Consider the following 23302-nt stretch of genomic DNA (forward strand, 5'->3'; position numbering starts at 1 on the left):
GACCAGCGCCGCCACGTTGGTCATCGCGGCATGCATCAGCCCATCAATTCAAAGCTCGCAGTCACGCCCGCCGCTTCCGCAGAAGGGGCCACCCAGACATCGAACAGGCCCGGCTCCACGATCGCAGTCATTGCCTGCCCGACAAACACCAGATGCCTGCGGCGTAGCGAGAACTGCACGGTGACGTTGCCGCCGGCAGGCACCTTCACTTTGCGGAAGTCCTTGAGCTCGCGCACCGGGCGGGCGACGCTGGCAACGCGGTCGCGCAGGTAGAGTTGCACCACTTCGTCGGCGTCGCGGCTGCCCCGGTTGCTGATGCGCACGGTGATCTGCAGGCTCCCGGTGGCCATCATCTGCGGCGCGCTCAGCTGCAGATCGCTGTAGGCGATGCGTCCATAGGTCAGGCCATGGCCAAATGGAAACAACGCTGTGTTGGGCACGCCGCTGTAGTGCGTGGTGTACGGCTGCAGGCTGTGCGGATCCAGATTGGGGCGACCGCTGGGCGGATGCGCATAGGTGTAGGGCACCTGGCCTGAAGCATGCGGAAAGCTCACCGGCAAACGGCCAGACGGCGCCTGCACACCGAACACGATATCGGACATCGCATTGCCGGCTTGCGAGCCGAGAAACCAGGTGACCAGAATCGCCGCGCTCTGCAGTGCGGGGCCTTGGAGCGCGAGCGCGCGTCCGGTGCTCAGCAGTACCGCCACCGGCGTGCCGGTGGCCACCACCGCGGCCAGCAACTGCTGCTGGACCTGGGGGATGCAGATCTCGGTGCGCGATTGCGACTCGCCCGAGTAGGTCATTGGCTCACCGATCGCCAGCAGCGCCACGTCGGCACTGCGCGCGGCCGCCACCGCGGCCTGCACGCCGCCGGGTAGCGGGTGATCGAAGCCGCTGCCGTCCACGACCTGCAGCAACTGCGGGTCCGTCATGGCGCGCGACATGGCAGTGGCCAGGGTGTTGTCGCGATCGTCCTGGTCGAACAGGCTCCATGGCCCCGCATGATCGACCCAGTCGCGCGCCATTGGCCCGATCAGTGCAATGCGTTGGCCGCTGCGTCGCAACGGCAACAGCTCGCCGTCGTTCTTCAGCAATACCATCGACTTGTGCGCCGCTTCGCGCGCCAGGGCCATGGTGTCTGCACGGCGCTGCCGTGGTTGCGCACGTGCAGGCTGGATCCGCCGGAATGGGTCGTCGAACAAGCCCAGTGCCGCCTTGAAGCCCAGCACCCGGCGTACCGATGCGTCCAGCCTTGTCATCGAGATCGCGCCGGCGGCGACCAGCGCGGGCAGGTGTTGCAGATACAGGCCGCTTTCCATGCTGATATCCACCCCGGCCAGAAACGCCAGCCGCGCCGCGTCGCGGTCGTCGGCGGCCACGCCATGGGCGACCAGCTCCCGATCGGCAGTGAAGTCGGACACCACCAGGCCCCTGTAGCGCAGGTCCTGCCGCAGTACCGTGTCGAGCAACCAGGCATTGGCGGTTGCCGGCACGCCCGACAATGCATTGAATGCGGCCATGGTGGTGACCGCGCTGGCTACAAAGGCGGCCTGAAACGGTGGCAGATACACCTCGCGCAGCGTGCGCTCGGAGATATCCACGCTGTTGTAATCCAGCCCTCCCTCGGCGGCGCCATAGGCGGCAAAGTGTTTGGGGCAGGCCGCCAGCGCGTCGGCATGCGACAGACCGGCATCGCCTTGAAACCCACGCACCCGCGCCTGCGCGAAGTGTTGCGCCAGCAGCACGTCTTCGCCCGCGCCTTCCACGCCGCGGCCCCAGCGCGCATCGCGGGCAATGTCCACCATCGGCGCGAAGGTCCAATCGATCCCCACTGCGCTGGCCTCCATCGCTGCGGCACGTGCGGTGCGTTGTGCCAGCGCGGGCTCAAAGCTGGCTGCTTCGGCCAACGGCACCGGAAACACAGTGGTAAAACCGTGGATCACATCGGCGGCAAAAAACAAGGGAATCTGCAGGCGGCTTTTGAGTGCGGCCTGCTGCAACTGCTGATGCCAGCGCACGTTGGAGCCGTTGAATACGCCAGTCAAGCGCCCGGCCCGCGCCGCAGCCAGCTGGCTGCGTCCGGCCGCGTCCTTGCTCAGGGGGTTGGCGACGATCGCCTTGTCGACCTGTTCTGCGGAGCTGAAAAGACTGAGCTGGCCAGCCTTTTCTTCCACGCTCATGCGTGCGATCAACGTCTCGATAAAGGCCGGGCCACGCGCTGGCCCCGGCGGCAGTGCCCACCCGGCCGGAATGCGCGCAAGCGCTGCGAGCGTGGCCGCACCACGGAGCAATTGACGGCGAGTGGTGCGCGGAGGCATGCAGAGCCTTGCTGGGCGGAAGATGCGCCCACGCTACATCAGCGTGGTGCCCCGCGTGCGGGTCGGGTTCGCATTCGACATGGGAGTTTCGGCAAGGCATGGCCGGTGGCCCGGAAGCACGTCGCAGCGTCCGGACGGAGTGCCGGCACACGTGCGTGCCGCGCCGGCATTGCACCACGGCCCCGGCTTACCAGGCCGATGCCTGCAGATCGATCACGAAGCGGTAGTGCACATCGTTGTTGTGCACACGGACAAAGGCGCCGTTGATGTCCTGCATGCGGATCAACTCGATGTCGGCGACGATGCCGTGCTGCTGGCAGAACGCCAACATCGCCTGCGTATCGGCGGTGCCGCCGGTGCCTGAGCTGGTGACCTTGCGCCGCCCCATGGCCAGCAAGACCGGGCGAAAATCCAGTTGGTCGGGCAGGCCCAGCGTGCACAAGGTGCCGTCCAGGTTCAGTGCCTTGAGCATGTCGTTCATCGGATAGCTGCGCGAGACGGTGTCGAGGATGAAGTCGAAACGGAAGGCCTGTGCCTCCATCTGCGCCGCATCGGTCGATAGCACCACTTCATGCGCGCCCAGGCGTTGGGCTTCTGCCGCTTTTTTCGGCGAGGTGGTAAAGGCCACCACGTGCGCGCCCATGGCGCGCGCGAACTTGATGCCCAAGTGGCCAAGCCCGCCGATGCCGACCACGCCTACGGTGTGGCCGGGGCCGATTCCGTAGCGGTGCAGCGGCGCAAAGCACGTGATGCCGGCACACAGCAATGGCGCGGCGGCGGCCGGGTCCAGGCCGTCGGGCAATGGGTAGACGAAGCGGGCGTCGGAAACGTAGTACTCCGAATAACCGCCGCGCGTACGGCTGCCGTCTACGCGGTCCACGCCATCGAAGGTCAGCGTCGGAAACTCGCGGCAATACACTTCCTCGTGGGCCTGGCAAGGCGCGCAGTGCCGGCAGGAATCGACAATGGTGCCGACCATCACTTTCTGCCCCAATGCGAATCCTTCGACGTCCGCACCGAGTTCGATGACTTCGCCGACGATTTCGTGGCCGGGGACCAGTGGGTACTCGCTGCCCCATTGGTTCACCGAGTGCAGGTCCGAATGGCAGACGCCGCAGAACAGCACCTTGATCGCGACATCGGTGGCGCGTACTGCGCGGCGCTCGAACTGCCACGGCACCATGGCGCCTTCTTTCTCGAGCGCCGCATAGGCGCGGGTCGTGCGGCTGGCGCCGCGGGTGGTGGGATTGGTTGAGGTCATGTCGGTGGCTGTGCTTTACAATTGGCAGAACTTGTAAGATTTACGTATTTACAAAAAATGTCAAGTGTAAAGTCATCGAAGAAGGCGACTGCCACTGTCGCGGCGCCTGCCGAAAGCAAGCAGGCGCGCGTCATGGATATCGCGCTGCAGCTGTTTTTGCGGCACGGCTACCGCAAGGTGAGCATGAGCGATATCGCGCAAGCCACGCAGATGTCGCGGCCGTCGCTGTACGCCGCGTTTGCCAACAAGGAGGCGATCTTCGCCGCGATGGTGGCGCGTCAGCGCGACGTTTGCACGGCCGAAACACTGCAGCGCGTGCGCGATACGCAGGACCTGCAGACCCAGTTACGGCATCTGTTCGATATCTGGGTGCTGGAGCCGGTGGCAGCGGTGATCGACTCGGACAACGGCATCGATCTGGTGGCCAACTGCGGGGTGTATGCGCCCGCCGCGCTGGATGCGCTGTACCAGCAGATGGAAGCCATGCTGGTGCGGTTGCTCAGCCCGCATGTACACGCAAACAGTGCGATGTCCGCGGCCGATCTTGCTTACATCCTGCGACTTGCCACGACCAGCCTCAAGGCCTCGGCGGATAATGAAGCGGTGCTGCGGCGTTTGATTGCCGGGCTGATCACCATGGCATTGGTCCACGGTGCAGGCGGGGAATGCGCAGACACCGGGTAAGCACAAGGCCGTGCGGGGACGGTGATGCCGGTGGCACTCAGGTGGGATGGCTTGTGCGTGTCGGCGCTGCGCCGCGCTGAATTGGCTATCGCAGTTGATGTCCGCGGGCTGGTGGCACTGGACGTGTGTTGCGCTTGCTTAGCCGACGCATAGGACAAGGTCATGTCCTGCAGCGATCACTGTGCGTGATGGCACGTGCCGAGGTCGCCAGACTGTGCTGTTTGATCTTCTTTCAGTGGCAATGAGCCTGCGCTTGTGCAGCGGCCCCGATTGAACAGCGGGCTCGACACCGTGCGATGTCGAGCCGTCACCAGATGCCATGGCATGTGCTGCGGAACCATCAGATTCCGCAGCGGGTGGCTTCAGTCCGCCATCACCTTGTCCGGCGTCATTGGCGTGCTGCGGATGCGCTTGCCGGTGGCGTGGAAGATGGCGTTGCAGATCGCTGCCGACACACCTACCTGACCGATCTCGCCGACCCCCTTCGCGCCCAGGCTACTGACTACGCGGTCGTCTTCGTCGGCGAAGATCACATCGATGTCGTGGATGTCGGCATTGGCGGAAACGTGGTACAGCGCCAGATCGTGGTTCATGAAGCGGCCGAAGCGGTGATCGGACTGGGTATGTTCGTGCAAGGCCTGGCCGATGCCCCAGACCACGCCGCCGATGATCTGGCTGCGTGCAGTGGTGGGGTTGAGGATGCGGCCCGCAGCAATCGCGCTAACCACGCGCGTCACCCGCACGGTGCCCAGCTCTTCGTCCACGCGCACTTCCACGAACACCGCTCCGTGCGTGGCACGGGTGTATTTGCGCTGCTTGAGCACATTGGGCAGCAACAGGAACTTGTCTTCGACCTGCTCCAGTTCGGCGGCGCGCAGCAACTCCGGTAATGCAATGGCGCTGCTGGCATCGGCACGCAACGCGATCGTGCCATCGGCAAAGACCACATCGTCCAGCTTGGCCCGTGCAAAACGCGAATCGGGCAGGGCCTGGGCCAAGCGCAGCAGCCGCGTGCGCAACTTGCCGCACACCCCGTCTACTGCCGAGCCGATCGTGGTGACATGCGAAGAACCGCCTTCGATGGGTGCGACAGGCAACGTCGAATCGCCGAGCTTGAAGGTCACCTGCTCCAGCGGCAGACCGAGCGCTTCGGCAGCGATCATGGCCATCACCGTATAGGTACCGGTGCCGATATCGCTGGCTGCACTGCTCACTACCAGGCGGCCATCGGCGTGCAGCACGGCATGGGCGCGCGCAAACATCTGCATTGCATCCCACTGCCCGGTCGCCATGCCCCAGCCGACCCATTCGCTGCCTTCCTTGCGTGCGCCCGGCTGCAGCGGGCGCTGTGCCCAGCCGAAGCGCTCGGCGCCTTGCTGGTAACACTCGCGCAGCGCCTTGGTGGAAAACGGCTTGTCGTCGGCCGGATTGACCTCGGCATAATTCTTCAAGCGCAACGCCAGTGGATCGATCCCTACCTCGTAGGCCAGCTCGTCCATCGCCACTTCCAGCGCATGGACGCCGTGGGTGGCGCCGGGCGCACGCATGTCCATCGGGCTGTACTGATCCAGGCTGACCAGGTTGTAGCCCAGGCGCACGTTATCGCAGGCATACAGCTGCCCACTCCAGTTGACCACCACCTCGACGTAATCTTCGATCCGCGATGTCTCGGCGATGGCCTCGTGCCAGATGGCGCGCAGGGTGCCATCGCGGTCGGCGCCAAGTTTGAGTCGCTGCACGGTTTCCGGACGATGGCCAAACGTGAACATCTGCTGCCGTGTCAACACCACACGCACCGAGCGGTCCAACATGATGGACGCCATCACCGCCAGCGCCAGTTGATATTGCGGCCGCAGGCCGGAGCCGAACGCGCCGCCGACATATGGATTGCGCACGGTGACCTTGCGTTTACTCAGGCCAAACACATGCGACACGTACCAGCGGCTGTTCTGCGAGCCCTGGGTCTTGTCGTAGATGGTGAAGTGGCCGTCGTCCTCACGGATCACGGTGGAGGCGAACAACTCCATCGGGTTGTGGTGTTCCACACCGCTGTAGTAATCGGCCTGCACCTGACAGGCGGCGTTGACGAAAGCGGTGTCTGGCTCGCCCTTGTCCTTGGGCGGTGGCGAAAATCCCGCCTTCAACGACTTGGGCTTGTGCGCCCGGTCCAGGTTGGTCATCAGGTTGGTTTCGTGCGGCTCCTGGGCGTACTCCACCTGCACCAGATGCGCCGCATGGCGCGCAGCCTCGAACGTGTCTGCCACCACCAGCGCTATCGGTTGCCCGCTATAGAGCACGGTGTTGTCGTACAGCGGGCGAAACGGCGAGCCGGCCGGTGCGGTCATGTCCTTGTAAAACAGGTCCATGCCACGCATGTGCGGGCGATTTTCATGGGTGACGATCTCCAGCACACCCGGCACCGCGCGTGCGGCGGCCAGATCGAAGCCGACGATGGTGCCCTTGGCGATACTGCTGCTAACCACCACGCCATAGGCCAGATCCGGCACCGGCCATTCGGCCGCATAGCGCGCCTGGCCGGTCACCTTCGCACGCCCATCAATACGTGGCACACCGGTGCCGGTGGGGCGGAAGCCGGTGCCATGATCGGCGACCGGCGGGGTCAATTCACTGTTGGACAGATCGGTACTGCGTACGTTCATGGCGATTCCTCCAGCGCGCTGGTGCGCCCGCGGTTGTCGATGGTGCCCTCGCGTGCGACCTCCAGTGCGCGCACGATGGCGCGGCGCGCCAAAGGCAGCTTGAAGGCATTTTCGCCCTGCGGTTTTGCGCCCTGCAGCAAGACATCGGCCAGACCTGCGAACGTGTCTGCCGTGGCAGGTAAACCCACCAGCTGCGCTTCTGCATCGGGGTTGCGCCACGGCTTATGCGCCACCCCACCGAGGGCAACACGCACCTCGCCGATGCTGCCGTCCTCTCTTAAATCCAGCGCGGCAGCCACCGACACCAGCGCAAACGCATACGACAAGCGCTCGCGGATTTTCAAGTAAGCGCTGTGGGCGACAAAGCGTTGCGCGTCGGGTAGATCGATATGCACGATCAGTTCGTCTGGCGCCAGGGTGCTGTCCAGTTCCGGGTGATCGCCGGGCAGGCGATGGAAGTCGGCAAACGCAATGTCCCGTTCGCCGTGTGGACCTTGCACATGCACCACCGCATTCAGTGCTGCCAAGGCCACACACATATCCGAGGGATGCGTGGCGATGCAGTGTGCGCTGGTACCGAGAATGGCGTTGTACTTGGTTAGCCCGCCAATGGCCGAACACCCGCTGCCCGGAGCACGCTTGTTGCAAGGTGTGGCACGGTCGTAGAAATACATGCAGCGCGTGCGTTGCAACAGATTGCCGCCATTGCTGGCCATGTTGCGGATCTGCGGCGAGGCGCCGGCCAGGATTGCCGCGCTCAAGAGTGGGTAACGCGACTCGACGTCGGGGTGATACGCGGTGTCGGCATTGCGTGCAAGCGCGCCCAGACGCAGGCCGCCTTCCGGCAGCGCGCTGATGCTGTCCAGCGGCAGGCGATTGATGTCGACCAGACTGCTGGGCCGCATCAACTGCAGCTTCATCAAATCGGTGAGATTGGTGCCGCCGGCGATCAGGCGCACCGGCGCATCGGATGGCACCGGATGCGGGTCGTTGCCGCGCGGTGCGATGGCGGCGAGCGCGGCATCCACGCTGTCCGGGCGCGCGTAGCTGAGCGGGATCATGCCGGCACCGTCCCGGGCGTCCACGGCGTGGCAGCGCTGTCGCTGCTGTCGCTGGGCTTGCCCATCACTTCCATCACCGCGTCGGTGATCTGCGGATACGCACCGCAACGGCAGAGATTGCCGCTCATCAGCTCGCGCACCTGGTCGCGGTCATGCGCCTTGCCTTCATTGAGCAGGCCGACTGCGGAACACAGCTGGCCCGGCGTGCAATAGCCGCACTGGAAGGCATCGTGTGCGATGAAGGCGCGCTGCAGTGGATGCAGCTGCTCGCCATCGGCCAGGCCTTCGACCGTGGTGATCTCGGCGCCGTCCTGCATCACTGCAAGGGTCAGGCAGCTGTTGATGCGGCGGCCGTCGACCAGCACCGTGCAGGCACCGCATTGGCCATGATCGCAGCCTTTTTTGCTGCCGGTGAGATCGAGCCGGTCGCGCAATAGATCGAGCAGGCTGATCCAGGCTTCCAGTTGTAATTGATAGGGTTGACCATTGATGCGCAGATTGACCGGATAGGTCGGTGCGTGTGCAGTAGCGGTTGCCGGCGCCGTGTCATGGGCGGTGGCGGGCGTGGCATTCATGCGAACCCCGTGGCGATGGCTTGAGGAGGAACACCACCTTGACGGCGATGTGGTCAACGCTGAGTGACCACATGGGTGATTGATGCCGATGCGATGCGGCCGGTGGCGGTGATCTGCGCCACTGTGACGGTTGCACTCCTGCCCGTGCGGGCATGCATTGCGCGCATCTGTTGCACGCTTCGCGCGCTGGCGTGGCGAGCTGAATTCGTCAGATATATCTGCCGGCTGTCGCGCATGCGTCCCAGCTGCTGCGACGCATCGCCGTTATCCTTGCCGCATGAATCAGCAGTGGCAGCAATGAGCCGGCGCGGCGGCAGTGCGGATCTTCCGCTGCACGGCGGGCGCGTCCCGCAGTGGCTGGGCCAGCGGATGACGCGGTTGGGCGCGGTGATGTGCGAGGCGATCGTGCACAGTTATGGGCGCGATGAATTGTTGCGGCGGCTTGCCCATCCGTTCTGGTTTCAATCGTTCGGCGCAGTGATGGGGATGGACTGGCATTCGTCCGGCATCACCACCAGCGTGATTGGCGCACTCAAGCGCGGACTGACGCCCTTGGCTGGCGAGCTTGGTATCCATGTGTGTGGCGGGCGCGGCCGGCATTCGCGCGCTACACCTGCCGAGTTGTTGGCAGTGGGCGACGCAGTCGGGCTCGATGGCGCCGCATTGGCACAGGCCAGCCGCCTGGTGGCCAAGGTGGATAGCGCTGCGGTGCAGGATGGCTTCGACCTGTACCTGCATGGCTTCATCGTCAGCGACGACGGGCGTTGGGTCGTGGTGCAACAGGGCATGCATGGTGAGCGCAAGCAGGCGCGCCGTTATCATTGGCTTTCCGAAGGCTTGAGCAGTTTTGTCGATGCGCCGCATGCGGCGATCGACGGCAGGCACCAAGGCAACATCGTCAACCTCGCCGACCAGCGCGCCGCGGCTTCGCGTGAGGCGCAGGTGGCGTTGTTGCGCACCACCGCGCCGGATCAACTGGCCCGGCAGTGGCAGCGCATCGCCGATGCGGCCGCGCCTGCGCCGCCTGCGGTGCAAGCGCCGGTGACCGGCGATCTGTTTGCCGGCCATGCCTGGGAGCCGGCGCAGCAGCCGCATCTGTCCATGCCCGATCACCATGAGGTGCGCAGCGAGAACGTAATTGCGCGGCGATTGCACGCGAGTCTGGCTGCAGCAGCGGAGGCGGGGCCGACGGATTTCACCGCCTTGCTGCAGGTGCCTGGCGTCGGTGCACGCACGTTGCGCTCGCTTGCGATGGTGGCCGAGGTGGTGCATGGCACACCGTGCCGGTTCAGCGACCCGGCGCGCTTTTCGCTGGCCCATGGCGGCAAGGACAGGCAGCCGTTTCCGGTGCCGACCCATGTGCTCGACCACACCATCGGGGTGCTCAAACACGCGATGCAGCAGGCCAAGTTGGGCAACGAGGAACGGCTGCAGGCGATTGCGCGGCTGGATGCGCAGGCACGCCGGCTCGAAGCCACTGCGCAGGGCCCCACGGTAGAGGACTACATCGCGCAGGAACGCGCTGCGTCGCATCGCTTCGGCGGGCGCAGTGTGTTCGGTTGGGAGCAGGCGCCGGAGACGGTGCGCGCCGCTGTGCCGACGCGCGCACGTGCAGGCCGGCGATGAGTACGCGGCGCAGCACTGCACCCGTCGCGACCGATGGCCGCTGTTTTACCTATGTGTTTCCGTGCCAGTGGGAAGACCATTGCAAGATCGGTTTTTCGCGCGATCCATTGGGGCGCATCGGCAGCCTGCATCCGCGCTGGTTCGATTTTTTCGATCTGGAGCGGGGTCTGCTGGTGGAAACCGAACGCGAGCGCGATGCGCGTGATTTGGAGCTGCAGTTGCGTCGTCCGCTGCTTGCCCACAACGCACCGGCGCCCATGGCGATCCGTGCGATCGCCGGTGGGCATACCGAGTGGTTTCGTGGGGTGAGTGACGCGCTGCAGCTGGCAGTGGCGGACCTGCAGACGCACGGGTACCGCGTGTTCGTGCTGCACGACTGGCTGCAGGCAGCAATGGCGCAGCGGATCGACCGGCTCTACGACTGGTCTGCGGTGCAGCTGAGCCCGGACGAACTGGATGGCCTGGTCGCAACGACACCGGCGCAACGCGCGCTGCGCGATGTGCTCGATGGCTACCGCGTACTGGATCTGCCGTTGCAGGCGCATCTGCCCGAGCAGGTGTGGACCTGGTATTGCCGCGGCCGGTAGCCATGTTGCCAACGCGTTGACGCAGGTGCGCCCAGCATCGCCGCAGTTCATGAGGAGATGCCGCATGCAGAGCGCGCAGCTGACATTGACCGAAGCGTTCAAGGTGTTGTTTTCGGTGCGCCAGGTGCAGGCCGCCGAAATGGTGATCGCGCCCGGCGATGGCGAAGGTGGGCCGGATAATCGTCACCGCGGTTCCGATCAATGGGTGTATGTGGTCGATGGCAGCGGCACGGCCGTGGTGGATGGACACACGCATCCGTTGCAGGCCGGCAGCTTGATTGCGATCGAACGCGGCCAGGTGCACGAGATCCGTAACACCGGCGCCACCCCGTTAAAAACGGTGAACTTCTATCACCCGCCTGCATACGACGCGCAAGGAGAACCATTGCCGGCCGGCGAGTCGTAGACCGGCGTTGGCGTTTGCATCAACGCGTTGCCGCATCAGGCGCCAATGCACTGCCGGCCGGCTGCATCCGGTTGGTGCTGGCGCTTCAACGTTTTGTGAGCGCGACAACCACCGTGCATTGACGCCGGGCTTGCTACATCCAGCCATCACTCACGCTGTGGAACGTCTCATGCCAGAAGCCAGCACGCGCCGCGCGGCCGCCAAGGACAAGCGCGAAGGAAAGTCGGCAAGCACGCAAGCCGGCGAATACGTCAAAGAAGAAATCGACCAGGTGCGCAAGGGCGCGCATGGCGTCAAGAACACCAAGCAGGCGATCGCGATCGGTCTGTCGAAGGCGCGCCGCGATGGCGTGGATGCCGCACCGTCCAAGTCCGCGTCCACAGCCACCAAGAAAAAAGCCGCCCAGGACAAGGCAGCCGCCACGTCCGATACGCCCACCTCGCCCACGCGTTCGGCAGGCGCTAAGAAAGCCTTGAAGACGGCGAGCAAGAAGACCACGGCCAAGAAGACCGTCGGCAAGCATGCGTTGTCGACCCAGACCAGGCAGGCCGCAAAAAAACGCACCGTCAGCGATCGTTCGGCGGCCGCGGAAAAGGCAGCCAGAACCAAAGGTCCGGCTGTACGCAAGCAGGCTGCCAAGAAAGCCGCCAAGACGCGTAAGCAGGCCGATTAAGCGCGACGGGCAAAGTGCAGGCACCAATGCCTGCATGCATTCGAGCCGCACGTATGCGACGTCAGCCGTCAAGCACTGAGGGCGGACGACCTGTGGCTCTGCCTACAGGCGCATAGGTGGGCGCAATCAGTGGGCAAAGTCGCCTCGCTCCTTGCGCCACCGGCCAATCTCATCATGGCGACATACTTCTGCGACGCCGTGAGCTCGGCTGCAGTGCGCGCTAGAAACGCCCGATGGCAAACACGGGCAGTGCGTTTGTGCCATCGACGAACGGGTATAGCGCGCAAGCCCGTGGGTCACGCTTGCGGGCCACTTCATCAAATCCAGTAGACGCGCGCGGTCGGTGATAGCTGTTGCGGACGTGTTAGTGCCAAAGTCATAACTCGGAGCCTCAAGCTCGTAGCCACGCGTGCTGAAGCGAGTCAGCAACCTGCACCAGCCAATCTCGCCTGTTGCGACCGATAAGTGTACAAATGTACACCTTGTCCCGCGCGGTCCTCATCTTCCATGACCCCCTTACCCCCCAAACGTGCTGCGGTGCTGGCCTTCCTGCAGCAGCAGGCCCAGGCCGGCGTATCGCCCAGCCTGGCCGAGATTGCGCAGGCGTTCGGCTTCGCCTCGCGCAATGCCGCGCAAAAGCACGTGCAGGCGCTAGCCGAGGCCGGGTTGATCGAACTGCTGCCCAACCAGAAGCGCGGCATCCGCGTGCCGGGCGGCGCCGGGCGCGATGCCCTGCTGGCCTTGCCGGTGCTGGGCCGGGTGGCGGCCGGTGTGCCGATCGGGGCGGATATCGGGCTGGAGCGGCAGCTATGGCTGGACCGTACGCTGTTTTCGCTGCGCCCGGATTACCTGCTGAAGGTGCAGGGCGATTCGATGATCGACGACGGCATCCTGGATGGCGACCTGGTCGGCGTGCATCGCAGCAACGAGGCGCGCGACGGGCAGATCGTGGTAGCGCGGGTGGATGGCGAAATCACCATCAAGCGCCTGGAGCGCGGGCCCGAGCGCATCCGCCTGCTGCCGCGCAACCGCGCGCATGCGCCGATCGTGGTGGCGGCCGATGCCGACTTCGCGATCGAAGGGCTGTATTGCGGCCTGATCCGGCAGGGCTGAGATGAGCGAGCCGGTGCAGCTGCGACAACACGGTAATGCCGCGCTGGCCATGCCGCTGGACGCCTTGCTGGCCGCGCGCACGGTATGGCGTGCAGGCCAAGGCACCGCCACCGCCAATGGCGGCGAATCCACCGGGCATGCCGCCCTGGATGCGCTGCTGCCCGATGGCGGCTGGCCGCGGCGTGCATTGACCGAGTTGTTGTTGCCTGCGCATGGCATCGGCGAGATCGCCTTGTTGTTGCCCACGCTGGCGCGGATGACCGGCGCCAGCAGCCGGGTGATGCTGGTGGCGCCGCCGTTCATTCCGTATGCGCCGGCTTGGCAAGCGGGCGGGGTGGTGCTGGAGTATCTGGAAGTGGTGCAGGCCGAGCCGCGCGACGCCTTGTGGGCGTTCGAACAATGCCTGCGCAGCGGCGCCTGTGCCGCAGTGCTGGGGTGGCCCCAGACCGGCGATGCGCGTGCGCTGCGCCGGTTGCAGGTGGCGGCCGATAGCGGCAATTGCTGCGCGTTTGCATTGCGCGATCGCCGCCATGCGGTGAATGCATCGCCGGCGGCCTTGCGGCTGGAATTCCTGCCCGAGCGCGATGCCTGGCAGGTGCGCAAGTGCCGCGGTGGTCAGGTGCCTTCGCAGCCCTTGCGGCTGGCGCATTGAGCCGCGCGCATGTTGTGGGCCTGCATCTTATTGCCCCAGCTGGCGCTGGACGCCGTTCTACGGCGGCTTGAAGAGCCGCAGGCGCCACTGGTGCTGGTGGAAGGCCCGGCGCAGTTGCGCAGCCTGCACTCGGTCAATGCCGCCGCTGCCGCGGCCGGGCTGAAGGCCGGCATGCGGCTGTCGGCAGCGCATGCGTTGATGACGCAGGTACGCACCATCGATTACGACGCGCAGAACGAAGCGCGCACGCAGCGGTTTCTGGCGGCCTGGGCGTACCGGCACAGTTCGTTGGTGAGCCAGCAATGGTCGCGTGCCATCGTGCTGGAGGCGGGCGCCAGCTTTCGCCTGTTCGGCCCCTGGCCGCGCTTCGAGCGTCGCCTGCGCGACGAATTGCAGGCGTTGGGCTTCCAGCATCGGCTTGCCCTGGCACCCACACCGCGCGCCGCACGCGTGCTGGCCGGCCTGCGCGACGGCATGGCGGTGACGCAGTTGCCGGCCCTGCACAGCACGCTCGACAACGTACCAGTGCGCCGCGCCGCATTGCCAGGCGATATCGGCGAGCGCCTGCAGCACATGGGCGTGCGCACGCTCGCGGCGGTACGTGCCTTGCCGCGCGACGGGTTGCAGCGACGCTTCGGCGCGGGCCTGCTCGATCATCTGGATCGGCTCTACGGCAACGTCGATGACCCACTGGAGTGCTACGCGCCTCCGGACCATTTCGACCAACGGGTGGAGCTGGGCTACGAGGTGGAAACCCATCCGGCGCTGCTGTTTCCATTGCGCAGGTTGATCGGCGATCTGTGTACGTATCTGTCCATTCGCGATGGCGGCGTGCAACGCTTTTTGCTGCGTCTGGAGCACGAACAGGGCGCCACCGATGTGGAAATCGGGTTGCTGACGCCGGAGCGTGCGCCCACGTTGTTGTTCGAGCTGGCCCGCAACCGGCTGGAGCGGGTGGAGATTCCGCGGCCGGTGGTGGCGATGCGCCTGCTGGCACGGCAACTGCCGCCATTCGTGCCGGCCATGCGCGACCTGTTCGATCAACGCGCGCAGCAATCGGTGGAGTGGCCGCAACTGCGCGAACGGCTGCGTGCGCGGCTGGGCGATGAGGCGGTGTACCGCGTGCTGCCAGCCAACGACCCGCGCCCGGAACGTGCCTGGCGTCGCGCCATCGGCGATGCGGTGCGCGAAACTGCCGCGCCACCACGTCCGCCGCGCCCTACCTGGCTGCTGCCGCAACCGGTGCCGCTGCACGACCCGCACCTGCGCATAGTCTCCGGCCCGGAGCGTCTGGAAAGCGGCTGGTGGGACGACGAGGCGCGTCGCGATTACTACGTGGTGGAGACCGCGCGCGGCCGCCGTGGCTGGGTGTTCGCCGCGCCCGGGCATGTGGAGGGCTGGATGCTGCATGGGTGGTTTGCATGATCCCACGCATGCCATTGCCGGAATGCAGCATGGGTGGCTGGCTGGTCGCCGCCGCACTGCCGCACGCGCCCAGCACCATGACGCCAAGCAGTGGCTGCAACCAGGCGATCTGCTTGGCATTGCAACCAGGGTGCAGTGCCCGTGCACTGTTACAGGAGTGCGTGCATGAGCTGGGATGACGCTGTGGATGGCGTGGACCGCGACACGCCGGGCGGGCGCATGCCGCGTGCCTGGAATGTCGCGTCACGGCTACGCGCGGCCAATGACGACATCACCCACGCGCTGCTCGCCGATGGCCTGCCTGACTATGCCGAGCTGCATTGCCTGTCGGACTTTTCGTTTTTGCGTGGCGCCTCCAGCGCCGAGCAGTTGTTCGCGCGCGCGCGCGATTGCGGGTACAGCGCCCTGGCCATCACCGACGAATGCTCGTTGGCCGGCATCGTGCGTGGCCTGGAGGCTTCGCGCGCGACCGGGGTACGGCTGATCGTCGGCAGTGAATTCACCCTCGTCGATGGCACGCGCTTTGTGTTGCTGGTGGAAAACGCGCACGGTTACCCGCAGTTGTGCGGGCTGATCACCACCGCGCGGCGTGCGGCAAGCAAGGGCGCCTACCGCTTGGGGCGCGCGGAGGTGGAGGCGCAGTTTCGCGACGTGGCGCCGGGCGTGTTTGCGCTGTGGTTGCCCGGCGCGCAGCCACAGGTGGGGCAGGGGGCGTGGTTGCAGCAGGTTTTCGGCGAGCGGGCGTTTCTGGCAGTGGAATTGCATCGCGAGCAGGACGATGTCGCGCGCTTGCAGGCCCTGCAAGCGCTGGCGCAGCAATTGGGGATGACCGCGTTGGCCAGCGGTGATGTGCATATGGCGCAGCGCCGCGAGCGCATTGTGCAAGACACCTTGACTGCCATCCGCCACACGCTGCCGCTGGCCGAATGCGGCGCGCATCTGTTCCGCAATGGCGAGCGCCACCTGCGCACGCGGCGCGCCTTGGGCAATATCTATCCCGATGCGCTGTTGCAGGCCACGGTGGAGTTGGCGCAGCGGTGTACCTTCGATATTTCCAAGATCAGCTATAGCTATCCCAGAGAATTGGTGCCGGAAGAGCATACGCCCACCAGCTACCTACGCCAGCTCACCGAGGAAGGCATCCGCGAGCGCTGGCCGGACGGTATCTCGACCAAGGTGCGCGAAGACATCGAAAAAGAGCTCGCGCTGATCGCGCTAAAGCGGTACGAGGCGTTTTTCTTGACCGTGCAGGACGTGGTGCGGTTTGCGCGCTCCAGACAGATTCTCTGCCAGGGGCGCGGCTCATCGGCCAATTCGGCGGTGTGTTATGCGTTGGGGATCACGGCCGTCAATCCGGACGAAACCCGTTTGTTGATGGCGCGTTTTCTCTCCGAAAAACGCGATGAGCCACCGGACATCGACGTGGACTTCGAGCACGAACGCCGCGAAGAAGTGCTGCAATACGTCTACAACAAATACGGCCGGGAGCGCGCCGCCTTGGCCGCCACGGTGATCTGCTATCGCGGCAAGAGCGCCGTGCGCGATGTGGCCAAGGCCTTCGGCCTGCCGCCGGACCAGATCGCGTTGCTGGCCAATTGCTATGGCTGGGGCAACGGCGACACGCCGATGGAACAGCGCATCGAAGAAGCCGGGTTCGATCTGGCCAACCCGCTGATCAACAAGATTCTTGCAGTCACCGAGCATCTGCGCGATCACCCGCGTCATCTGTCGCAGCATGTCGGTGGCTTCGTGATTTCCGATGAGCCGTTATCGCTGCTGGTGCCGGTGGAAAACGCGGCGATGGCCAACCGCACCATCATCCAGTGGGACAAGGACGATCTGGAAACCATGAAGCTGCTCAAGGTCGATTGCCTGGCCTTGGGCATGCTGACCTGCATCCGCAAGACGCTGGACCTGGTACGCGGGCACCGCGGGCGCGATTACAGCATTGCCACTCTACCGGGCGAGGATGCGCCCACCTACAAGATGATCCAGCACGCCGACACCGTGGGCGTGTTCCAGATCGAGTCGCGCGCACAGATGGCGATGCTGCCGCGGCTCAAGCCTGCGGTGTTCTACGACCTGGTGATCGAAGTGGCGATCGTGCGCCCCGGCCCGATCCAGGGCGACATGGTGCACCCGTATCTGCGCAGGCGGCAGGGCCGCGAAGAAGTGAACTATCCATCGCCGGAAGTGGAAGACATCCTCAAGCCGACCCTAGGTGTTCCCCTGTTCCAGGAACAGGTAATGGAGCTGCTGATGCATGCGGCCGAATACACCGAGAGCGAAGCGGACAACCTGCGCCGTTCGATGGCGGCCTGGCGTCGCGGTGGCGACATGGAGCAACACCGCGCCCGCGTACGCGAGCGCATGCAGAAAAGAGGCTACGCCTCCGCCTTCATCGACCAGATCTTCGAGCAGATCAAAGGCTTCGGCTCCTACGGGTTTCCGCAAAGCCATGCCGCCTCGTTCGCCAAACTCGTTTACGCCAGCTGCTGGCTCAAACGCCACGAGCCGGCGGCATTTGCCTGCGGGCTGCTCAATGCGCAACCGATGGGGTTTTATTCGGCCAGCCAGATCGTGCAGGACGCGCGCCGCGGCAGCCCCGAGCGCGCGCGCGTGGAGGTGTTGCCGGTGGATGTGTTGCACAGCGACTGGGACAACACCCTGGTGGGCGGCCGGCCGTGGCGCAGCGACGCAGATCCTGGCGAACAACCGGCGATCCGCCTGGGCATGCGGCAGGTCGCTGGATTATCGGAAGTGGTGGCACAGCGCATCGTCGCTGCACGCACGCAACGGACCTTCGCCGATATCGGCGATCTCTGCCTGCGCGCCGCACTCGACGAAAAAGCGCGCCTAGCGCTGGCCGAAGCCGGGGCCTTGCAGGGCATGGTGGGCAACCGCAATGCCGCGCGCTGGGCCATGGCCGGCGTGGAGGCGCGGCGCCCGCTGTTGCCGGGCAGCCCGGAGGAGCGCCCGGTGGAGTTCGAAGCCCCGCGTGCGGGCGAAGAGATCCTTGCCGATTACCGCTCGGTCGGTCTGAGCCTGCGCCAGCACCCAATGGCGCTGCTGCGCCCGCAGATGCAACAACGGCGCATCCTGGGTCTGCGCGACCTGCGGGGTCGTCGCCATGGCAGTGGCGTGCATGTGGCCGGGCTGGTCACCCAGCGGCAGCGCCCGGCCACCGCCAAGGGCACCATCTTCGTTACCCTGGAAGACGAACACGGCATGATCAACGTCATCGTCTGGTCGCATCTGGTGCTACGCCGGCGCCGCGCATTGCTCGAATCGCGCCTGCTCGCCGTGCGTGGCCGCTGGGAGCGCGTGGACGACGTGGAGCATCTGATTGCCGGCGACCTGTACGACCTCAGCGATTTGCTCGGCGAGATGCAGCTGCCGTCGCGCGATTTCCATTGACTGCCAGCGAACGAAGGCGTCCGGGCACGCAACGATGCGTTATCCGCGCAGGCTGCCGTCGCGCCCAGTGCAATGCTGCGTCTCGCCCACTGTACTGATCCAGCGCTTCCGTCTGCGGCTACTGGCAGGCAATCGCATGGGCGCACCTGTCGAGTTCGCTGGCCCGTGCCATCGCCCCCGCCGTGCGCGATACTGCTGCCAACGCAAATCCGTACGCGTGCATGAATAGCTTCGCATCGGTCACCGACAGCCAACCGCTGTGTGCTACACCATGCAGGTCTGCCAGCCGCGCTGGCTTATCCGTTCAACCACGAGGCGATCATGAAGTTGGAGGCGTTGTTCGACCAGTTGCACACCTTGCCCACCGTGCCCAAGGTGGCGCAGGACATGATCCGTCAATTCGACGATCCGCAAACCGATATCGATGCACTGGCGCACAACATCGAGCGCGATCCGGTGATCGCTGCCAAGGTGTTGCGGCTGGCCAATTCTGCGCGTTTCCATGGCCTGCGCGATTCAACCAGTGTAGAAGACGCCGCCATGCGGCTGGGCTTCAACACGCTGCGCACCCTGGTGCTGGCCTCGGCGATGACAGGTGCTTTCCGTGCCGGCCCAGGCTTCGATCTCAAGGCGTTCTGGCGGCACAGTTTCGAAGTCGCCGGCATCTGCCGCCTGCTGGCGCGCCAGCACGGCCTGGACCCGGAAACCGCCTTCACCTGCGGGATGATGCACAACATCGGCGAGCTGCTGATCCAGTCCGGCGCGCCGGACTACGCCAGCCGCATCAATCACGACACCTCATCGGCTGCTCATGCCGCCGAAGAAACCCTGCAACTGGGATTCGGTTACCCGGAAGTCGGCGCCGAACTGGTGCGTCGCTGGCAATTGCCGGCGGTGATCCAGGAAGCCATCGCCTACCAGGTGCGCCCGGCCGCCGCGCCCGACGGTGCGCGCATGCCGCTGCTGGTCGCCCAGGCAGTGCAGGTCTCCGATGCGCTGCACGCACACGGTGGCGCCACCGCGCAGGTACTGGACGCGCTACGCGGGCCGCTGATGGACGGTGTCGATCTGGATGGCTTGTTCGCCACCTTGCCCGACGTCATCGAGGCCGATCGCGCATTCGCCGAGTTGCTGCACTGAGTCACTAAGGTGCCGGCCATCGCCTTGACGATACGCCGGTACCGCCCTTGCGATTCGGGCGTATTGAGCGGCCTGGCGGCGTCAGCGGCCGCCAGGTGTGTGACTGGTGCAGTTGGCAGTGCGGCGAGTGCTGACACCGATGCGGCCGATGTAAACGTTGCGATCTTTCTGGCGGCGCGCGCGTTGACGGTAGGCGCGGCCAGTGTGAGCCGGTCGCCGCCGGGCGCCTCAGTGATCCAGACGCTGGCGAGGTTTTGCGCATGTGCCATCTGCCACGCACATCGCCTCATCGATCCACGCGATGTATCGCGAGACACGGACGTTGTATGCCATCTGCCCATAGAAGCCAGCCTCTAGCGCGTGCTCTGGAACCGCCGAGATCTAGGATGCCAAGCCGATGAGCTGCCAAGTGCTCTGAGCCTTCACGACGACGGGGCCACCGCTGTCCCCGCTTCCAAGTACGCCTTCCAGAGGCAGGCCACGCGCGGGAGGGTCGAATCGATACCACAGGTAACGGGCATTGGCACCGGTGATGACGTTGTAGGCCCGCCTCAGCGCGCCACGATGCGGAGCGTCGGGACGCTGCCCATGGTCACCGTCACCGGTGGCCCCTTTTCCCACCAGCATGGTGACTTGCGTGACTTCGTCATCGCCGCGATACAGCATCGTGGGTGCAACCCGCTCCACCGGAGATTCCAGTTCGATCAAGGCGATGTCGTCCGAGTTCGCCAGAAAAGCATGGATTTTTGAAGGGTCGCCGGACTTCAGTGCTTGCTGCGCTAGCGCATCCGGCATCGGCCTGTAGCCGGGATGGAGCAGGACGTGCGCGATTTTGTAGGCATTCCCATTGACAGTCACCTCTGTAGGCATGCCTTCCATAGGGGCCGCGTGAGCGGCGGTGAGGATCCATTTCGGCGCGATGAGAACACCATGTCCTTCGCCCGGCAGGTCGGCCAGTGCCGGAAATTCTGCGCGATCGATCCGATACTTCGAATCGTCAACATCGCCACGAATGACAACGCCTTTCGCTGCAAATGACAGGCTAAGAAAGACAAGAAAAAGCCAACGACCCATGTGCTGCCACTCCCTTGACGTGTTGAGATGATGTTGCGTCCGCAAGCTGCTGCGACTCTTTACGCAAGATAGTGGGGGGGCAGTCTCCAAATAAGGAACCAACATCCGACGAAGCGGAATGGGAGGCGACGGAAGCCCGGAAACGAAGCTTCAAAAGCACATGCGCTGTCACCGTTGCCGCAATGCCGCTCTCGGTCGAAATAAAGCCGAAGCAATCATCCTCCGTAACTCGAAGCGCGGTACGCCTAGGGCAACGAGCCATATCCTTCCCCTGGGGTGTGAGGAAAGGGCTGGCGACGTGCCGGAACTGGATTCCCATTCGCCCTGCGAGGCCTGGGATACGTCGCTCGAGTGAGTGTCTTCGCCTCGTCTATGCAGCCCACCCGCCACAGCACGCACACTGTCACGCCGCGCCGCAGCTGGACTCGCATCGGCGCAGGCGCTAGCGTGGTACGGATTTTTTGCCCATAGGGGAATGCCCAATGAGCCATGACGCGCAACCGCGCCAGCTCACCTTCCGCGCCGTCGTACTGGCCATCGTGCTGGCGGTGGTGCTTTCGGCCGCCAACGCCTACCTCGGCCTGTTTGCCGGTCTGACCATTGCCACGGCCATCCCGGCAGCGGTGGTGTCGATGGGCGTGCTGCGCCTGCTCGGCGGCGGCACCATTCTGGAGAACAACATCGTCCAGACCGGTGCTTCGGCCGGTTCGTCGATCGCCGCCGGGGTGATCTTCACCATCCCCGCGTTGGTGATCATGGGCTACTGGCCCGACTTCAAATACTGGTGGGTGCTGGGCATCGCCGGTATGGGTGGGTTGCTTGGCGTGCTGTTCTCGGTGCCGCTGCGGCGCTCGATGATCGTCGAAGACCCGCTGCCGTTCCCCGAAGGCAAGGCCGCGGCCGAAGTGCTCAAGGCCGGCGAAAACCCAGGCCCGGGTCTGAAGATCCTGGCCGCCTCCGGTGCCATCGGCGCGCTGGTCAAGCTTGCCGCCGCCAGCGGTTTGCGCGTGATCCCGGACACCTGGGCACAGGCCACCTACCTGGGCAGCAGCCGGCTAGTGGGCTATATCGGCACCAACCTGTCGCCAGCGCTGCTGGGCGTGGGCTACATCGTCGGCTTGAACGTCGGCATCGTGGTGTTGTCAGGTTCCATCCTGTCCTGGCACATCGCCATCCCGCTGTATCAGCAGTTCTTCATGGGCTCGGACCCGGCGCTGGCACAGAGCCTGGTCGATGCGCCGGCGGCCGATGCGGCATTCGGCATCTGGGGCGCCAAGATCCGTTACCTGGGCGTCGGCGCGATGCTGATCGGCGGCGTATGGACCTTGTTCTCGCTGCGCAAATCGCTGTTTTCCGGCGTCAAGAGCGGCTTTGCCGCCGCGCGCAAGAGCGGTGGTGGCGTGGTCGCCGAAACCGAGCGCGATCTGCCGATGAAGTGGATGCTGGTGGCGCTGGTGCTGTGCACCTTGCCGCTGCTTGCCCTGTATCAAGCCATCGTGCAGCAGTGGCATGTGTCGATCCCGATGACCATCATCATGATCGTGGCCGGCTTTCTGTTCGTGTCGGTGTCCGGCTATCTGGCCGGGTTGATCGGCTCGTCCAACAACCCGGTGTCGGGCATCACCATCTCCACCATCCTGTTCGCCTCGGCGGTGCTGGTGCTGTTGCTGGGTAAGGACGGTCTGGTGCCAGTGGGTATCGGTGCCGCACCGCTGGGCGCGGTGGCGGCCATCATGATCGGCGCGGTGGTGTGCTGTGCGGCGGCGGTGGGCGGCGACAACCTGCAGGATCTTAAAACGGGTTACCTAGTGGGCGCCACACCTTGGAAGCAGCAGTTTATGCTGGCTATCGGTGCTTTCTCGTGCGCTCTGATCATGGCGCCGGTGCTTAATTTACTTGCAGCAGCCTATGGTATCGGCTCAAAGACATTGCCCGCACCTCAGGCAATGCTGATGGCATCGGTGGCAAAAGGGCTCTTTGGAGGTCAGCTGCCGTGGGCCATTATCGCCATCGGTGCTGGTGTGGGCGCGGCGATCATCGCGGTAGATGAGTGGTTGAAAAGAACCGGAAAGCGCTTCCGCGTGCCGGTACTGGCTGCAGCGATCGGAATCTATTTGCCATTGGAACTGATGGTGCCGATCTTCCTTGGTGGCTTGATCGCGCATCTGGTGGAACGGTTTCACAAGATTGGCGGGGACGACGAGGAAGGCCGCGACCGCGTTCATCGCCCGGGCGTGCTGTTTGCTGCCGGACTGATTACTGGCGAGGCCCTGATGGGTATTGGCATTGCGCTGCCGATTGTGATCACGAACAACAAGGACGTGCTTGCGTTGCCTGAAGGTTTTCATCTCAATCAATGGATCGGCCTGGTCATTCTCGCCCTGGTCGGCTGGCTGCTGTACCGCGTCGGCAAGCGCGGCGAACAGGCGGCCTGAGCCTGCGACACATACGGCGCATGCGATGCATGCGCCGTCCCGGCAGGCGTGCAAGGTGACCTGCCCGCAGCGCGTGCCGCTGCCACCTGCACCATCACCGCGCACCGCCGCCGCAGACCCCATCGGCCGTCCCTGACGGAACTTCTTGGTCTGCAGCCCGTCTTTGCGCCGGCTTTATGCCAGGTCCAGCCG

General features: G+C 64.9%; 16 protein-coding genes and 1 pseudogene. 11 read left to right on the forward strand and 6 right to left on the reverse strand.

Going from position 1 to position 23302, the window contains the following annotated elements:
- Positions 1 to 35: 35 nt before the first annotated feature.
- The gene (locus BJD12_RS19225) at positions 36 to 2321 is read right to left on the reverse strand and encodes a glycoside hydrolase family 3 N-terminal domain-containing protein (RefSeq protein ID WP_042828686.1); all 2286 of its coding nucleotides are present in this window, start codon (positions 2319 to 2321) and stop codon (positions 36 to 38) included.
- A gap of 187 nt (positions 2322 to 2508) precedes the next feature.
- On the reverse strand, positions 2509 to 3582 hold the full coding sequence (locus tag BJD12_RS19230; protein WP_005997509.1) for an NAD(P)-dependent alcohol dehydrogenase: 1074 nt from the start codon (positions 3580 to 3582) through the stop codon (positions 2509 to 2511).
- 132 nt (positions 3583 to 3714) lie between these two features.
- Between BJD12_RS19230 and BJD12_RS19235 the strand changes: the two genes are divergently transcribed.
- On the forward strand, positions 3715 to 4266 hold the full coding sequence (locus BJD12_RS19235; RefSeq protein ID WP_228862365.1) for a TetR/AcrR family transcriptional regulator: 552 nt from the start codon (positions 3715 to 3717) through the stop codon (positions 4264 to 4266).
- A gap of 362 nt (positions 4267 to 4628) precedes the next feature.
- On the opposite strand, the gene BJD12_RS19240 is transcribed toward BJD12_RS19235, so the two are convergent.
- From BJD12_RS19240 to BJD12_RS19250, 3 genes are read right to left on the reverse strand one after another with little or no spacing between them, the layout of a single operon-like run.
- Positions 4629 to 6926: a xanthine dehydrogenase family protein molybdopterin-binding subunit gene (locus BJD12_RS19240; protein ID WP_005997506.1), complete on the reverse strand. Its 2298-nt coding sequence runs from the start codon at positions 6924 to 6926 to the stop codon at positions 4629 to 4631.
- Positions 6923 to 8011, reverse strand: a complete 1089-nt coding sequence (locus BJD12_RS19245; RefSeq protein WP_005997505.1) for an FAD binding domain-containing protein — start codon at positions 8009 to 8011, stop codon at positions 6923 to 6925. Before BJD12_RS19245 ends, BJD12_RS19240 begins: the two co-directional genes overlap by 4 nt.
- Positions 7984 to 8562 carry a (2Fe-2S)-binding protein gene (locus BJD12_RS19250; protein ID WP_005997503.1) on the reverse strand — a complete coding sequence of 193 codons (579 nt, stop codon included), beginning with the start codon at positions 8560 to 8562 and terminating at the stop codon, positions 7984 to 7986. Before BJD12_RS19250 ends, BJD12_RS19245 begins: the two co-directional genes overlap by 28 nt.
- Before the next feature lie 297 nt (positions 8563 to 8859).
- Between BJD12_RS19250 and BJD12_RS19255 the strand changes: the two genes are divergently transcribed.
- The 9 genes from BJD12_RS19255 to BJD12_RS19300 all read left to right on the forward strand — a co-directional run bounded on the left by BJD12_RS19255 (position 8860) and on the right by BJD12_RS19300 (position 19601).
- On the forward strand, positions 8860 to 10188 hold the full coding sequence (locus BJD12_RS19255) for a DUF763 domain-containing protein (RefSeq protein WP_005997501.1): 1329 nt from the start codon (positions 8860 to 8862) through the stop codon (positions 10186 to 10188).
- A complete protein-coding gene (locus BJD12_RS19260; protein WP_005997499.1) occupies positions 10185 to 10775 on the forward strand; it encodes a GIY-YIG nuclease family protein in 591 nt (196 codons plus the stop codon). The genes BJD12_RS19255 and BJD12_RS19260 overlap by 4 nt, the downstream gene beginning before the upstream one ends.
- Before the next feature lie 64 nt (positions 10776 to 10839).
- Positions 10840 to 11181, forward strand: a complete 342-nt coding sequence (locus tag BJD12_RS19265) for a cupin domain-containing protein (RefSeq protein ID WP_005997496.1) — start codon at positions 10840 to 10842, stop codon at positions 11179 to 11181.
- 169 nt (positions 11182 to 11350) lie between these two features.
- Entirely contained in the window at positions 11351 to 11854 is a 504-nt protein-coding gene (locus tag BJD12_RS19270; RefSeq protein WP_005997494.1) for a DUF6496 domain-containing protein, read from the forward strand.
- Between the two features lie 507 nt (positions 11855 to 12361).
- Complete coding sequence (gene lexA, locus BJD12_RS19275) at positions 12362 to 12967, forward strand: transcriptional repressor LexA (RefSeq protein ID WP_005997492.1); 606 nt, start codon at positions 12362 to 12364, stop codon at positions 12965 to 12967.
- A 1-nt stretch (position 12968) separates the two neighbouring features.
- On the forward strand, positions 12969 to 13619 hold the full coding sequence (imuA, locus tag BJD12_RS19280; RefSeq protein ID WP_058563327.1) for a translesion DNA synthesis-associated protein ImuA: 651 nt from the start codon (positions 12969 to 12971) through the stop codon (positions 13617 to 13619).
- A 9-nt stretch (positions 13620 to 13628) separates the two neighbouring features.
- Positions 13629 to 15044, forward strand: coding sequence for a Y-family DNA polymerase (locus tag BJD12_RS19285; RefSeq protein WP_058564061.1), 1416 nt, complete (start codon positions 13629 to 13631; stop codon positions 15042 to 15044).
- Positions 15045 to 15209: 165 nt separating this feature from the next.
- Positions 15210 to 18461, forward strand: coding sequence for an error-prone DNA polymerase (locus BJD12_RS19295; protein ID WP_005994617.1), 3252 nt, complete (start codon positions 15210 to 15212; stop codon positions 18459 to 18461).
- 321 nt (positions 18462 to 18782) lie between these two features.
- The gene (locus BJD12_RS19300; RefSeq protein ID WP_005994615.1) at positions 18783 to 19601 is read left to right on the forward strand and encodes an HDOD domain-containing protein; all 819 of its coding nucleotides are present in this window, start codon (positions 18783 to 18785) and stop codon (positions 19599 to 19601) included.
- Between the two features lie 228 nt (positions 19602 to 19829).
- Here BJD12_RS19300 and BJD12_RS19305 read toward each other — a convergent pair.
- A pseudogene (locus BJD12_RS19305) lies at positions 19830 to 20675 on the reverse strand (trypsin-like serine protease).
- A gap of 482 nt (positions 20676 to 21157) precedes the next feature.
- Between BJD12_RS19305 and BJD12_RS19310 the strand changes: the two are divergent.
- Entirely contained in the window at positions 21158 to 23110 is a 1953-nt protein-coding gene (locus BJD12_RS19310; protein WP_005994611.1) for an OPT family oligopeptide transporter, read from the forward strand.
- Positions 23111 to 23302 lie beyond the last annotated feature (192 nt).

The sequence above is a fragment of the Xanthomonas vesicatoria ATCC 35937 genome (assembly GCF_001908725.1).
GTDB lineage: Bacteria > Pseudomonadota > Gammaproteobacteria > Xanthomonadales > Xanthomonadaceae > Xanthomonas > Xanthomonas vesicatoria.

Excerpts from the sequence above, each read along its gene's own strand:
- BJD12_RS19235 (WP_228862365.1), top strand. The coding sequence starts at position 3,715 with ATGGATATCGCGCTGCAGCTGTTTTTGCGGCACGGCTACCGCAAGGTG.
- BJD12_RS19295 (WP_005994617.1), top strand. The coding sequence starts at position 15,210 with ATGAGCTGGGATGACGCTGTGGATGGCGTGGACCGCGACACGCCGGGC.
- BJD12_RS19225 (WP_042828686.1), bottom strand. The coding sequence starts at position 2,321 with ATGCCTCCGCGCACCACTCGCCGTCAATTGCTCCGTGGTGCGGCCACG.
- BJD12_RS19255 (WP_005997501.1), top strand. The coding sequence starts at position 8,860 with ATGAGCCGGCGCGGCGGCAGTGCGGATCTTCCGCTGCACGGCGGGCGC.
- BJD12_RS19270 (WP_005997494.1), top strand. The coding sequence starts at position 11,351 with ATGCCAGAAGCCAGCACGCGCCGCGCGGCCGCCAAGGACAAGCGCGAA.
- BJD12_RS19250 (WP_005997503.1), bottom strand. The coding sequence starts at position 8,562 with ATGAATGCCACGCCCGCCACCGCCCATGACACGGCGCCGGCAACCGCT.
- BJD12_RS19230 (WP_005997509.1), bottom strand. The coding sequence starts at position 3,582 with ATGACCTCAACCAATCCCACCACCCGCGGCGCCAGCCGCACGACCCGC.
- BJD12_RS19310 (WP_005994611.1), top strand. The coding sequence starts at position 21,158 with ATGAGCCATGACGCGCAACCGCGCCAGCTCACCTTCCGCGCCGTCGTA.
- BJD12_RS19285 (WP_058564061.1), top strand. The coding sequence starts at position 13,629 with ATGTTGTGGGCCTGCATCTTATTGCCCCAGCTGGCGCTGGACGCCGTT.
- BJD12_RS19300 (WP_005994615.1), top strand. The coding sequence starts at position 18,783 with ATGAAGTTGGAGGCGTTGTTCGACCAGTTGCACACCTTGCCCACCGTG.
- BJD12_RS19240 (WP_005997506.1), bottom strand. The coding sequence starts at position 6,926 with ATGAACGTACGCAGTACCGATCTGTCCAACAGTGAATTGACCCCGCCG.
- imuA (WP_058563327.1), top strand. The coding sequence starts at position 12,969 with ATGAGCGAGCCGGTGCAGCTGCGACAACACGGTAATGCCGCGCTGGCC.
- BJD12_RS19265 (WP_005997496.1), top strand. The coding sequence starts at position 10,840 with ATGCAGAGCGCGCAGCTGACATTGACCGAAGCGTTCAAGGTGTTGTTT.
- BJD12_RS19260 (WP_005997499.1), top strand. The coding sequence starts at position 10,185 with ATGAGTACGCGGCGCAGCACTGCACCCGTCGCGACCGATGGCCGCTGT.
- lexA (WP_005997492.1), top strand. The coding sequence starts at position 12,362 with ATGACCCCCTTACCCCCCAAACGTGCTGCGGTGCTGGCCTTCCTGCAG.